General features: G+C 69.9%; 11 protein-coding genes. 7 read left to right on the forward strand and 4 right to left on the reverse strand.

The window, feature by feature from the left end:
* Nucleotides 1–137: 137 nt before the first annotated feature.
* The 3 genes from ETAA1_RS27715 (at nucleotide 138) to ETAA1_RS27725 (ending at nucleotide 4806) form a co-directional block, all read left to right on the forward strand.
* Nucleotides 138–3296, forward strand: coding sequence for an efflux RND transporter permease subunit (locus ETAA1_RS27715; RefSeq protein WP_145243867.1), 3159 nt, complete (start codon nucleotides 138–140; stop codon nucleotides 3294–3296).
* A 158-nt stretch (nucleotides 3297–3454) separates the two neighbouring features.
* Nucleotides 3455–3805, forward strand: a complete 351-nt coding sequence (locus ETAA1_RS27720; protein ID WP_145243868.1) for a PadR family transcriptional regulator — start codon at nucleotides 3455–3457, stop codon at nucleotides 3803–3805.
* Nucleotides 3802–4806 carry an HAAS signaling domain-containing protein gene (locus tag ETAA1_RS27725; RefSeq protein ID WP_145243869.1) on the forward strand — a complete coding sequence of 335 codons (1005 nt, stop codon included), beginning with the start codon at nucleotides 3802–3804 and terminating at the stop codon, nucleotides 4804–4806. Before ETAA1_RS27720 ends, ETAA1_RS27725 begins: the two co-directional genes overlap by 4 nt.
* Nucleotides 4807–4857: 51 nt before the next feature.
* Here the strand turns inward: ETAA1_RS27725 and ETAA1_RS27730 are convergent, their stop codons facing one another.
* Together ETAA1_RS27730 and ETAA1_RS27735 are read right to left on the reverse strand one after the other, a co-directional pair.
* The gene (locus ETAA1_RS27730; RefSeq protein ID WP_145243870.1) at nucleotides 4858–5520 is read right to left on the reverse strand and encodes a DUF4198 domain-containing protein; all 663 of its coding nucleotides are present in this window, start codon (nucleotides 5518–5520) and stop codon (nucleotides 4858–4860) included.
* A 131-nt stretch (nucleotides 5521–5651) separates the two neighbouring features.
* Nucleotides 5652–6788 carry a glycosyltransferase gene (locus ETAA1_RS27735; RefSeq protein ID WP_145243871.1) on the reverse strand — a complete coding sequence of 379 codons (1137 nt, stop codon included), beginning with the start codon at nucleotides 6786–6788 and terminating at the stop codon, nucleotides 5652–5654.
* A 198-nt stretch (nucleotides 6789–6986) separates the two neighbouring features.
* Between ETAA1_RS27735 and ETAA1_RS27740 the strand changes: the two genes are divergently transcribed.
* Nucleotides 6987–7742 (forward strand): PP2C family protein-serine/threonine phosphatase, encoded by a 756-nt coding sequence (locus tag ETAA1_RS27740; protein WP_145243872.1) that lies wholly within the window; start codon nucleotides 6987–6989, stop codon nucleotides 7740–7742.
* Between the two features lie 66 nt (nucleotides 7743–7808).
* Here the strand turns inward: ETAA1_RS27740 and ETAA1_RS27745 are convergent, their stop codons facing one another.
* Nucleotides 7809–8543 (reverse strand): SDR family oxidoreductase, encoded by a 735-nt coding sequence (locus ETAA1_RS27745; protein WP_145243873.1) that lies wholly within the window; start codon nucleotides 8541–8543, stop codon nucleotides 7809–7811.
* A 99-nt stretch (nucleotides 8544–8642) separates the two neighbouring features.
* Between ETAA1_RS27745 and prfB the strand changes: the two genes are divergently transcribed.
* From prfB to cysC, 3 genes are all read left to right on the forward strand, one after another.
* A protein-coding gene (gene prfB, locus ETAA1_RS27750; RefSeq protein ID WP_145243874.1) for a peptide chain release factor 2 occupies nucleotides 8643–9768 on the forward strand; the annotation gives its coding sequence in 2 pieces (ribosomal slippage) (nucleotides 8643–8711 and nucleotides 8713–9768; 1125 coding nt in all).
* Nucleotides 9769–9839: 71 nt separating this feature from the next.
* Nucleotides 9840–10292, forward strand: coding sequence for a tRNA (adenosine(37)-N6)-threonylcarbamoyltransferase complex ATPase subunit type 1 TsaE (gene tsaE / locus ETAA1_RS27755; protein WP_145243875.1), 453 nt, complete (start codon nucleotides 9840–9842; stop codon nucleotides 10290–10292).
* A 9-nt stretch (nucleotides 10293–10301) separates the two neighbouring features.
* The gene (cysC, locus tag ETAA1_RS27760; protein ID WP_145243876.1) at nucleotides 10302–10991 is read left to right on the forward strand and encodes an adenylyl-sulfate kinase; all 690 of its coding nucleotides are present in this window, start codon (nucleotides 10302–10304) and stop codon (nucleotides 10989–10991) included.
* Nucleotides 10992–11075: 84 nt separating this feature from the next.
* Here cysC and ETAA1_RS27765 read toward each other — a convergent pair whose 3' ends face one another.
* Nucleotides 11076–12815 (reverse strand): DUF885 domain-containing protein, encoded by a 1740-nt coding sequence (locus ETAA1_RS27765; protein ID WP_238389311.1) that lies wholly within the window; start codon nucleotides 12813–12815, stop codon nucleotides 11076–11078.
* Nucleotides 12816–12828 lie beyond the last annotated feature (13 nt).

Raw genomic sequence — 12828 nt, forward strand, 5'->3', positions numbered from 1 at the left:
AAAAAGGCACAAAAAGACACAAAAAGGAAGACCGAGCAAAACCTGAACTCTGACCCGGACCTGGTCTTGGTTCTATTTTTTGTGTCCTCTTGTGCCTTTTTGTGGCCAAACCTCCGGGTTCCCCTTCCGAGGCCGTGATGGCGATTTGGGACGTCTGCATCCGCCGGCCGGTGTTCACCACCATGCTCGTGCTCGGGCCGGTGGTGCTCGGCCTCGCGTCGTACTCGCGCCTCGGCGTCGAGCTGTTCCCCAACGTGGACGTGCCCGTCGTCGTCGTCACCACCACGCTCAAGGGGTCCGGCGTCGAGGAGATGGAGTCGTCGGTCACGAAGCCGATCGAGGAGGCGGTCAACACCGTCGCCGGCATCGACGAGCTCCGCAGCACCACGAAGGAAGGCGTGTCGTCGGTCGTGATCGGCTTCAAGCTCGAGCGCAACGGCGAGGTGGCCGCGCAGGACGTGCGCGACCGCGTGTCCACCATCCTCCCCACGCTCCCGGTCGGCACCGACCCGCCGAAGGTCGAGCGGTTCAACCTCGACGCGGCGCCGGTCGTCACCGTCGTGGTGAGCGGCCGGCGCGACATCCGCGAGATCACCGAGATCGCCAAGCGGCAGATCAAGGAAGACCTGGAAGGGCTGCTCGGCGTGGGGCAGGTCGTGCTCGTCGGCGGGAAGACGCGGGCGGTGAACGTCACGCTGCGGCCCGACCAGCTGACGAGCCGGAAGGTGAGCGCCGAGGACGTGCGGCGGACGCTGGCCGAGCAGAACGTCGAGCTCCCCGGCGGCAAGGTGACGGCCGGCCCCGGCGAGCAGAACGCCCGCGTCATGGGCCGCGTCAAGAACTGGGAGGACTTCCGCGACCTGGTCGTGGCCGTGCGCGACGACGCCGCCGGCGGCAAGACGATCACGCGAATCCGCGACGTGGCGGAGGTGACCGACGGGTGGGAGGAGGAGCGCGGCCTGAGCCGGCTGGACGGCGACGAGGCGGTGAGCCTGGTCGTGCAGAAGCAGTCCGGCGGCAACACCGTCGCCGTCGCGGAGGCGGTGCGGGCGCGGCTCGAACAGATTCAACAGTCGCTGCCGCCGGACATCCGCATCGAGGTGATCCGCGACCAGTCCAAGTTCATCAAGGGGTCCATCGAGGAGGTGAAGTTCCACCTGCTGCTCGCGGCGGTGCTGGTGAGCGGCGTCATCTTCCTGTTCATCCGCGACTGGCGGACCACGCTCATCGCCGCGACGGCGGTGCCGACCAGCATCGTCGGCACGTTCGCGTTCATGGACGCGATGGGCTTCAGCCTCAACAACATGACGCTGCTCGGCCTCATCCTCGCCGTCGGCATCGTCATCGACGACGCGGTGGTGGTGCTGGAGAACGTGTTCCGCCACATGGAAGAGGAAGGCCGTACGGCGTGGGACGCGGCCGGCGCGGCGACGAAGGAGATCGCGCTGGCGGTGCTGGCGACGACGCTGTCGCTGGCGGTGATCTTCGCCCCGATCGCGTTCATGAGCGGCCAGGTGGGGCGGTTCTTCAACAGCTTCGGGTTCGTCGTCGGGTTCTCGATCCTGTTGAGCATGGCGGTGAGCTTCACGCTGACGCCGATGCTGTGCGCCCGCTTCCTGAAGCCGCCGAAGCACGCGACCGCGGACGGCGCGCCGCGCGGCGTCTGGGGCTGGGTCACGCGCCGCTACGTCGGCGTGCTGGCGTGGAGCCTGCGGCACCGCTGGGTCATCGTCCTGGCCACCGTCGCGTGCTTCGCCAGCACGCCCGTGCTGTTCGTCCTCGTCGGCAGCGACTTCGTGCCGAAGGACGACCAGAGCGAGTTCGAGGTGTCGCTCATCCTGCCGGAAGGCACCAGCCTCCAGCAGGCGAACGCCACGTGCCGCGAGATGGAGGGCCGGCTGGCGAAGGTCCGCGGCGTCACGAACGTGTTCACCACCATCGGCCCGACCGACGGCCGCGCCCCCAAGGGCCAGGGCGACGTGACGCGGGCGCTGATCTACTGCCGCATGACCGACCTACGACAGCGCGAGTTCAGCCAGCGCGACGCGATGGCCGACGCCCGCGTCGTCACCGCCGACTACCCGGACGTGCGCGCCGCGGTGCAGGAGGTAAACCTGTTCGCGTCGTCGGCGTTCAAGAACGCGCAGGTCGACATCAGCCTCCGCGGGCCGGACACGGAGAAGCTGAACGAGTACGCCGCCACGATCGTGCGCAAGATGCGTACGGCCGGCGGCAAGTACACCGACGTGGACACGAACGCCGCCAGCCGCAGCCCGGAGTTGCAGGTCCACATCGACCGCGACCGCGTCGCCGACCAGGGCGTGAACGTGCGCGGGCTGGCGACGACGCTCGGCCTGCTCGTCGGCGGCGAGCCGGTGACGCGCTACAAGGAGGGGCCGGACCAGTTCGACGTGTGGCTCCGCGCCGAGCTGCCGAGCCGCGACCGCGAGGAGGCCGTGTTCGGCCTGACAGTGCCGGCCCACACGGGGAAGCTGGTGGAGCTGCGGAACATCGCGCGGCCGGTGTCCGAGCGCGGCCCGGCGGCGATCGAGCGCTACGCCCGGCAGCGGCAGGTGACCATCCAGTCGAACCTCGCCCCCGGTATCGCGCTGGGGAACGCGCTGCCCGAGCTCGAAGGCTTCGTGACCGAGCTGAACCTGTCGCCGGAGTACCGGTACGAGTTCCTCGGCGAGGCGAAGCTCATGAAGGACTCGAACTCGAACTTCCTGCTGGCGTTCCTGCTGGCCTTCGTGTTCATGTACATGATCCTGGCGGCGCAGTTCGAGAGCCTCGTCCACCCCATCACCATCCTGCTGGCGGTGCCGCTGACGCTGCCGTTCGCGCTGCTGTCGCTGCTGCTGCTGCGGACGCCGCTGGACGTGTACGCGATGATCGGCCTGTTCATGCTGTTCGGCATCGTCAAGAAGAACGGCATCCTGCAGGTGGACTACACGAACGTGCTGCGGGCGCGGGGCGTGCCGCGGGACCAGGCCATCCTGCGGGCGAACGAGGCCCGGCTGCGGCCGATCCTGATGACGACGGTGATGCTGGTGGCGGCGATGATCCCGATCGCCACCGGCGAGGGGCCGGGCGCCGGCGCCCGCGCGAGCATGGCGAAGGTGATCCTCGGCGGGCAGTTGCTGTCGCTGCTGCTGTCGCTGCTGGTAACGCCCGTCGCGTACTCGCTGTGGGACGACTTCACGACGCGGCTGAAGGGCGTGATCGCGTGGTGGAAGCGACCGCGGCGCACGCCCCCGGCACCGTCGAAGGTGATCCAAGTCCCCGTCGCGTCTTAACGACGCCGAAGGACCAAATCCCAATGACCCACCAATGACCAAGGGCAGCACCCGCTGTCTTCCTTGGTCATTGGTGGGTCATTGGGATTTGGTCCTTACCGGCGCTTCGCCAGGTTCCGCCCATTGACAGCTACTTGGCATTGCCGTATAGTTCGGGCATGGATGCCGACTTCCTCTCCAACTGGACCACGCAGATGCGCAAGGGGCTGCTAGAGCTCTGCGTACTGACCGTGCTCCGGCACCGGCGGATGTACGGCTACGACCTCGCCAAGACGCTCTCCGTCGTGGACGGGCTGGTGACCGGCGAAGGGACCATCTACCCGATCCTCAGCCGGTTCAAGAAGGACGGGCTGGTCGAGACGACGCTGGTCGAGTCGGCCGAGGGGCCGGCGCGGAAGTACTACCAGCTGACGGACCGCGGCCGGCAACTGTTGCCGAAGATGCGGGCGGCGTGGGCGGCGGTGCGCGACGGAATCGAGGCGGTTTCCTCCGCGGAGCAACTGCGATGACGGCCGAACACACCCTGGGCCTGACCGCCGCGGCGGAGGCCCGACTCGACGACTACCTCGCGCAGGTGCGCCGGGCGCTGCTCGGCGTGCCCGACGTGAACTCGGCGGAAATCGAAGCGGACATCCGCGAGCACGTCGAGAACGAGCTCCGCGGGGCGGCACGGCCGGTCGAGTTGCTGGTGCTCGAAGTCGTGCTGCGGCGGCTCGGCCCGCCGACGCAGTGGCTGCCACCCGGCCGGGTGCCCGTGACGGCACAGGTGGGGGCCGCGGCCGTGACCTTCGGGCAGTTCCTGAAGTCGCGCTTCGGCGCGGCGCGCACCGCCGTCTGGCGCGGCCCCGAGGACTGGCGGCTGCCGTACCTGTCGTTCGGCACGTTCGCGCTGGGCGTGATCGCGTTCCCGCTGTTCCCGCTGTGCCTGGTCGTGAGCTACATCCTGTCCCGCGCCGGCATCGCGTGCGCCGCCGACAAGGGCGTGGCGCTCGACGGCGGGCGGAAGTGGCTGCTGTACCCGCCGGTGGTGATCGTGTCGGTGACGGTGGTGGCCAGCGTGTTTGCCCTCCCGATCGGGATCATCATCGGGACGGTGGACGAAGTTCACAACACCGACATGTACGAGCGGTGGAACGCGGCCGGGCGGCCGACGGTGCTGTCGTCGTGGGGCCGGCCGACGCAGGTGCGGATGCCCGACCGGGAGGTGCGCGAGAAGTTCCCGGAGGTGCGGACGAAGCTCGACGGGGTGCTGGCGGCGTTCCCCGGGGTGTCGCCCGTGCGCGAGGTGCTGGGAGTGGGGTTCCTGTCGGCCGGCGTGCTGGCGGCGTGGTGGGGCGTGCTCGGGTGCGTGTGCGGGTCGTTCCCGGGGCTGGTGCGCGGGCTGGTGTACCCGTTCCACGGGCTGTTCAGCGGCCGCCGGGCCGGGTGGGTCGGCACGGCGGGGCTGGTTGTTCTTGCGGTGTGGGCCGCGGCTGCGTACCGGCTCGCGGAAGCCACCGGGCTGGTGTAATCGATACGCCGCTGGCGGCGCTGCAACGCCGCGAGCGGCGGAACCCGGATCTCACTTCACGTCCGTCACGAGCGTGGCGTAGTGGCGGGTCTCGGTGTACGCCTTGCCGGCGTACTCGCCGGGGCTGGCGTCGGTCACCCGGGCGAACACGCCGTAGCGGCCGGTCGGCGCGAACTCCGGCGTGAACCCGTCCTTGTCGGTCTTGAGTTGCTTCTTGTCGCCGCCGGGGGCCAGCACCGTCGCCTCGGCGTCGGCCGCGGCCTTCCCCTTGTACAGCACCTGGAAGCGCGTCTTCCCCGCCGCCCCGTGCGGCACCACCTCCACCACCAGCGGCCCGCCGACCGGCGCCGCGCTCGCGCCCAGCACCAGCGCCTTGGGGTAGTAGCACAGGCGGAACGGCGCCGCGTCGCCCTTCTGGAGCACGCCGTACTCGGTGACGCCGAACACCACGCGCGGGCCGCCGCCGGGGAGTTTCACGGCCAGGAAGCCGTCGGCCTTCTTCCACTCCAGCGGCGTGTCCTTGCCGCCGGCGCGGGCGGTGAGCTTGGTCGCGGCGAGCTTGTCGAGGTTGACCTTGGTGTCGGGTTCGAGCGAGTCGCTGAACACGACCTTCGCGGCGGCGCCGTCGGCCTCCGGGAGGATGAACGCGAAGTGCGCCCGCGCCGCGGTGGCGGCGAGGGCGGCGACAAGAGCGGCGACGAGCATCCGTGTCATGGCGTGCCTCCGGGCGACGGGTGAACCCGGGGAGTGTAGGCGCCGCGGGCGGGGGCGGCGAGTCGCTGCGGTTGCCGCTTGCGGCTTCGCGCTGCCCACCGCGAAGCCGCAAGCGGCAACCGATCTTGGAGCTACGCCGCCCGGCGCGCCGGCGCGCCGTCGGTGAGGGCGTCCAGGTAGCCGAACAGTTCCGCCTCGAAACGGTCCTTGCGGAACAGCAGCGCGTTGCGCCGCGCCGCCCGCGGGTCGAACCGGTCCGCGTTCCCCTCGAACGTCTCGATCGCCGCCGCCAGCGCGTCCGCCGTCTGCTCGTCGAACAGCACACCCGTCGGGTCCGGGCCGCCGGCGCGGACGGTCTCGGTGGCGCCGCCGCGGCCGAAGGCGATCACCGGGCAGCCGCACGCCTGCGCCTCCAGCGGCACGATGCCGAAGTCCTCCTCGCCCGGGAACAGCAGCGCCTTCGCCCGCCGCAGGTGGTCGCGGATCACGTCGTCCGCCTGCCAGCCGAGGAACGTGATGCCCGGCGCCGCCTTCGCCTGCAACTTCTTCGCGTCCTGCCCGGAGCCGATCACCACCAGCTTCTTGCCGAGCGTCGCGCACGCCTCGATGGCCAGGTCGAAGCGCTTGTACGGGGCCAGCGCCGACACCACGAGGTAGAAGTCCTCGCGCGGCACCGGCGCCGGCGTGTAGTAGTCGGTGTCCACCGGCGGGTAGATCACCACACTGTCGCGGCCGTAGCACTCGCGGATGCGGGTCTGCACCGTGCGGCTGATGGCGACGAAGTGTGTCACCCGGTCGGCGGTGCGGCGGTCCCAGCGGCGGATGCGGCCCATCAGCGCGTCCACGGCGGCGGCCTTCAGCTTCCCGGCGAGGCCCGCGGCGCGGAAGTACGAGCCCTGCATGTGCCAGGCGTAGCGCATCGGCGTGAAGCAGTAGCACACGTGCGGCACCCCCGCCGGCGGCCGGGCGCTCTTGGCCACGCAGTGGCTCAGGCTCACCACCAGGTCCGCGTCGGTCACCTTCCAGCCGGCGGCGAACGGCATCAGCGGGAGGAGGTAGCGGTAGTACCGATCGACCCGGGGAAGCCGGTTGAGCCGGCTGGGCGAGATGCGCAACTGCTCGATCGCCGGCGGCACGCTGCCGCGCTTGTGGAGTAGGGTGAGGAGGCGCGCGTCGGGCCAGCGCCGGGCCAGCGGTTCGAGGCACTTCTCGCCGCCGCGGAGCCCGGTGAGCCAGTCGTGGACGAGGACCACCCGCTCGGCCGGCATCGCAAACCCTCCCTGGTTAGGGCGGGGAGTGTACCCGGCCGGCGACTGCCGGGGAAGCCGACCCTAACCGGTGGGCCGCGGCAGCGGATTCGCTCCGGGCGCGTTGCACGCCGCCGGCACGCGATGTAAGTTGAAGTTAACACCCGCGGACGTGTGGCCGATCGCCCCGTCGCCGCCCGGGGCCTGGGGACCGGTCTAATGGCGTTCACGCTGAACATCGGCAAGTGCAGCCTCCTCGGCAACTACCGGGAGAACAACGAGGACTCGCTCGACGTCAAGCAGTTCCCCGACCTGACGGTCGCCATCGTCGCCGACGGGATGGGCGGCCAGGCGGCCGGCGAGGTCGCCAGCAAGCGGGCCGTCGACATCGTGCCGCGCGAGGTCCGCAAGAACCTGACCCCGACGCTGAACCACGAGTTCGTCAAGGCCGTCGCCCGCCGGGCCATCGTCCAGGCCAACGAAGAAATCATGGCGATGGGCGCCCTCGACAAGGACATGAAGAACATGGGCACCACCGTCGTCATGGCGGTGTGGCGCAAGGGCGGGGAGCTGTTCGTCGCCGGCGTCGGCGACAGCCGGGCGTACCTCGTCCGCAAGGGGAAGATTCAGCAGCTGACGGTGGACCACTCCCTGGCGCAGGCGCTGGTGGAGGCCAAGACGATCTCGCCGGCGGAGGCGAAGGACCACCGGTTCAAGAACGTGCTGTGGAAGTACCTCGGCAGCAAGGAGGTGGGCGACGGCCCGGAGGTGACCGTGGTGCCGGTTCAGGACGGCGACCGGTTCCTCCTTTGCACCGATGGCCTGACCGGCGTGGTGCCCGACGAGCAGCTCGCGGCGGTGGTGAGCGAGGCGGCCGACATGCAGCAACTCGCCGACGGGCTCGGCCAGCTGGCGCTCGACCAGAACTCGCGGGACAACGTGTCGTGCGTGACGATCGAGGTCGTCGAGGGGTAACTCGGGAAGGTGACGCGCGAGAGAGAAAGCCCACCCGCCGCGGCGGGTGGGCTTTCGCGTTTCACGTCACCAGTACATCTGTGCGGTGGGTTTAATCACCAGCTCCGGCACCGACACCCGCGGCGGCAGCGTCGCCACGAACAGCACCGCGTCGGCCACGTCCTCCGGCTTCAGGATCAGCGCCCGCTGCTCCTCCGTCACCGGCCGCGGCCGCGCCGCCAGGATCGGCGTGTCGATCTCGCCGGGGTACACGTTGCTGACGCGCACGCCGCTGTCCTTCTCCTCGTTGCTCAGCACCATGCCGAACCCGCCCATGCCGAACTTCCCCGCCACGTAGGCGGCGCCGCCGAGCGGGTTGGCGCGCTTCCCGGCCACCGACACCACGTTCACGATCACGCCGTCCTTGCGGGCGAACATCTGGTCCAGCACGGCCTTCGTGCAGTAGAAGGCGCCGTGCAGGTTGGCGCCGATCATCATCTCCCAGCTCTCCGGCGTCAGCTCGCGGATGGTGCGGTCCTTGATGTTCGTGCCGGCGTTGTTGACGAGAATGTCCACGCGGCCGAACGCGGCGGTGGCGGCGCCGATGAGGTTCGCGCAGTCGGCGGCCTTGCTCACGTCGGCGGGGACGGTGCGGAGGGCGTCGCCAGCGTTCGCCTCCGCGGCCACGGCCGCGAGCTTCGCCGGGTCGCGGCCGGCGATCACCACCTTCGCGCCTTCCTTCAGGAACAGCAGCGCCGTCGCCCTGCCGACGCCCGATCCGCCGCCGGTCACCACCGCCACCTTGCCCGCCAAGCGGCCCATGTGCGCTCTCCGGTCTTTGGTCCCCGAACCCGTGCCCCCTATGCTACTCTCCAACCCGGTGGGCGGCCCGCGCCCCCGATTCCGTGGAAGGACGCACCCATGAACCCCGACCTCCGCCGCCGCACCGACGAGCTCTGCGCCCGCCTCACCCAGCTCCGGGACTCTCTTTGATGTCGCTGGAAAAACGAAAGTCCGCGACGAGCTCGAAGCGAAACAGGGCGAACCCGGCTTCTGGGACAACCAGGAGAAGGCCAAGAGCACCATCCAGCAGCTGAAGGTGGCGAACAGCCTGCTGAAGCCATACGAGGCGCTCACCGCCGCGGCCGACGACCTGCAGGCGATGGCCGAGCTGGCCGAGGAGGACGCCGCGTTCGAGGCCGAACTCGAACCCGCGCTCGTGGCGGCGGAGGGGAAGTACACGGCGTTCGAGCTGCAGGCGATGATGAGCGGCAAGACCGACTCGGCCAACGCCGTCGTCACCATCAAGCCGGGGGCCGGCGGCACCGAGGCCTGCGACTGGGCCGAGATGCTGTACCGCATGTACATCCGGTGGGCGAAGGACCACGACTTCGACGTGGAGGAGCAAGACCTGGAGCCGAACCAGGAAGCCGGGATCATGAGCGTCACGTTCAAGATCAGCGGCCCGTACGCGTACGGGTACATGCAGAGCGAGATCGGCGTCCACCGGCTCGTGCGCATCAGCCCGTTCGGGTCCGGCGACACGCGCCAGACCTCGTTCGCCGCGGTGGACGTGCTGCCCGAGCTGGACGACACCATCAAGATCGAGGTGAACGAGAAGGCGCTGGAGATGCAGACGTTCTGCTCCGGCGGCCCCGGCGGGCAGCACCAGAACAAGACGCAGTCGGGCGTCCGGCTGATCTACCAGTACAAGGGCGTGGAGGTGCGCGGCGAGAGCCGGACGGAGCGGAGCCAGCCGAAGAACTACGCCAACGCCCTGGCGCTGCTGAAGTCGCGGCTGTACGCCATCGAGGAGCAAAAGCGGATGGGCGACATCGCCCAGCGGTACGACGCGAAGGGCGAGATCGCGTTCGGGTCGCAGATCCGCAGCTACGTGATGCAGCCGTACACGCTGGTCCGCGATGAGCGCGACGGCATCGACGTGAAAAACCCGGCGGTGATGAAGGTGCTGGACGGCGACCTGGACGAGTTCATGCACGCCTACCTGCGCTACGTCACGGCCAAGCGCAACCGCATTCGGAAATGACGAATGACGAATGACGAATGACGAATCCCCGGGTTCGTCATTCGTCATTCGTCATTCGTCATTCGTCATTCATGACCCTCGACATCCCCGACCTCGCCGCCACCGAGGCGTTCGGCCGCCGGCTCGGCGCGCTCCTGTTCCGCGGCGCCGTGGTGGCGCTGGTCGGGCCGCTCGGCGCCGGCAAGACGCACCTCACGCGTGCCATCGCCGGAGGCCTCGGCGTGCGGAACCCGGCGGCGGTCACCTCGCCGACGTTCGTGCTGATCCAGGAGTACCCGGCCCGGCTGCCGGTGTACCACTTCGACGCCTACCGCCTGTCCGGCCCGCGCGAGTTCGCCGACCTCGGCGTGGACGAGTACTTCGCCGGCGACGGCGTGTGCGTCGTCGAGTGGGCCGACAAGGTGGAGCCGACGCTGCCGGCGGAGCAGCTGCGAATCGTCATCACGGCGGTGGACGAGAACCGCCGCCGCTTCGAGCTGACGGCGCACGGCGACCGGTACGCCGCGGTGCTGGCGGCGCTGTAGGTTAGCCGCATGTCCGAACTCCCCGCCCCGCAGGTCTTCCACCACCCCGGTACGGTCAGCCGCGCCGACCGCGTCGCGCTGCTGAAGCAGACCGGCGCCACCGTGTGGTTCACCGGCCTGAGCGGCTCCGGCAAGAGCACCCTCGCCACGGCCGTCGAGCACGCCCTGATCCACCGCGGTCACGCCGCCTACGTCCTCGACGGCGACAACGTCCGCTTCGGCCTGAACGCCAGCCCGAAGATCCTGACCGACACGCGCGGCTACGGCCCCGACGCGGCCGGTCGGTTCGGCCTGGGGTTCGGCGCCGCCGACCGCGAGGAGAACGTCCGCCGCATCGGCGAGGTGGCGAAGTTGTTCGCCGACGCGGGGCTGCTGGCGCTGACGAGCTTCATCAGCCCGTACCGGAAGGACCGCGACGCGGCGCGGGCGGCGCACCAGGCCGCGGGGCTACCGTTCGTCGAGGTGTACGTGAGCACGCCGCTGGAGGCGTGCGAGCGGCGCGACCCGAAGGGGCTGTACCGCCAGGCGCGGGCGGCGGTCGCGGCCGGGAAGGCGGCGGGCTTCACCGGCATCGACGACCCCTACGAGCCGCCGACGAGCCCGGAGCTGACGCTGGACATGTCGGCGCGGTCGGTGGAGGACGGCGTCGCCGCGGTGCTCGCGGAGTTGGCGGCGCGGGGGCTGCTCGGCGGGATTTAGGGACGGAGGGGCCGTGGGACTCAGGGACAAGCGGAGGTCTCCCGGTCCCTGAGTCCCACTGTCCCTCCGTCCCTCGGTCCCAAGTCACAGCGTCGGCCCCGTGTCGCCCGGCAGCATGATGCGGCGGATCAGCTTGATCGGCAGGCCGCCCTGGCGCACGAACTCGTCGTGGAACGCCCGCAGCGTGAACGCCACCCCCTTCGCCTTCTGGTAGTCCTCCCGCAGCTTGTAGATCTGCAGCTTCCCCAGGGTGTAGTACAGGTACGTCGGGTTGTACGTGCCGCGCCGCGCCTCCTGGAACGCCCCCTCGCCCTCGACGTACCCCTCCGTCATGAAGAACTGCTTCCCCTGCTCCACCGTCCACCCCGCGGTGTGGAGCTTGATCCCCGTGACGTACCGGCAGTCGCGCCACAGCGCCTCGTGCAGCATCGCCAGCCGCACCTTCGGGTCGCCGGCGCCGTACCCCTCCTCCACGCACATCTGCTCCGCGTAGTGCGCCCACCCCTCCACGTTCGTGCCGCACGTGTACAGCTTCCGCACCTTCGTCGGGTACTGCCGCGCGAACAGGAACTGCAGGTAGTGCCCCGGGTACGCCTCGTGGATGGTGATGATGTCGAGTGAGGTCTTGTTGAACTGCCGCATGTGCTCGACCTTCCGCTTCACGTCCCACTCCACCTCCGGCGGCGTCACGTAGTAGAAGGCCTCCGTCGCCTTCGTCTCGAACGCCCCCGGCGTGTCCATCGACGCGAACCCGCCGGTGCGCATGAACGCCGGCGTCTCGGCGATCGTCGGCCGCACCTCCGACGGCACCGTCACGATGCCCTTGTCGAGCAGGAACTTCCGCGTGCGCTCGATGGTGCCGCGCGTGGCGGCCACCAGGTCTTCGGGCTTCGGGTGGTCCTCGGTCAGCGACGCCAGCACCTCCTGCGGCGTCTTCTTCGGGTCGATGAGCTTGGCCGTCGCGGCGAACGCCTCCTGGTCCTTCTTCAGGTTCGCCTCGCCGATCGCCAGCAGCCGGTCGAGCGGGATGTCGAGCATCTCCTCGTAGGCGAGTTTCTTCATGAACGCGTCGGCGCCGATGGCGTAGTTCCCCTTCGCCCGCGGCAGCAGGTCCGTCTCGATCCACTTGGCCGCGGCGTCGAAGCCGTCGGCGACGGGGCGGTTGGCGGCCTCGAACTCGGCGAGCAGCTGCTTGTCGTTGCCGGCGGCGGTCTTGGCCCACGTCGGCAGGTCGGTGCGGAAGAAGCCGACCGACCCCTTCGCCACGATGAGGCCCAGGTCGGCGAACTCCTTCGGCGGGTTCTGTACGTTCGCCTTCATCGCGGCGAGGAGCGGCGGCGTGGCCTTCAGCCGGCCGATGACGGCGCGGAGGCGGTCGGCCGGCGGGGCGAAGCTGCGCTTCATCAGCAGGTCGATCCCCTCGGCCGGCTTGCCGAGGTACGGCACCGGGTTCCGCTTCCACTCGCCGATCACTTCGGTGTCGAGCAGCTCGGCGCGGACGGCGTGGTCGAGCGCGTCGGCGTCGATGCTGTCGGCCGCGGTGAGCTTGCCACCCCGAAGCGTGTCGAGCCGCGCCTGGAGGCGCTTGAGCGTGTCCACGCGATGGGCGATGTTGTCGGCCGAGAAGTCGGCGAGCTTGGTGTCGAAGTCGTGTACGCCGGCGTAGGTCGCCTGGTTGGGATCCCAGGCGAACAGGGCGGCGTAGTAGTCGTCGGCGAAGGCGGCGAACGTCGGCGGCTGGGCGGCGGCCGGTGGCGGGACGGGGACGAACGACAGGCCCGCGGTCAGGAGTGCGAGCGGGGCGAGGAGGCGGAGGGAAGTCACGGGAACCTCGGGA

Source organism: Urbifossiella limnaea (assembly GCF_007747215.1).
GTDB lineage: Bacteria > Planctomycetota > Planctomycetia > Gemmatales > Gemmataceae > Urbifossiella > Urbifossiella limnaea.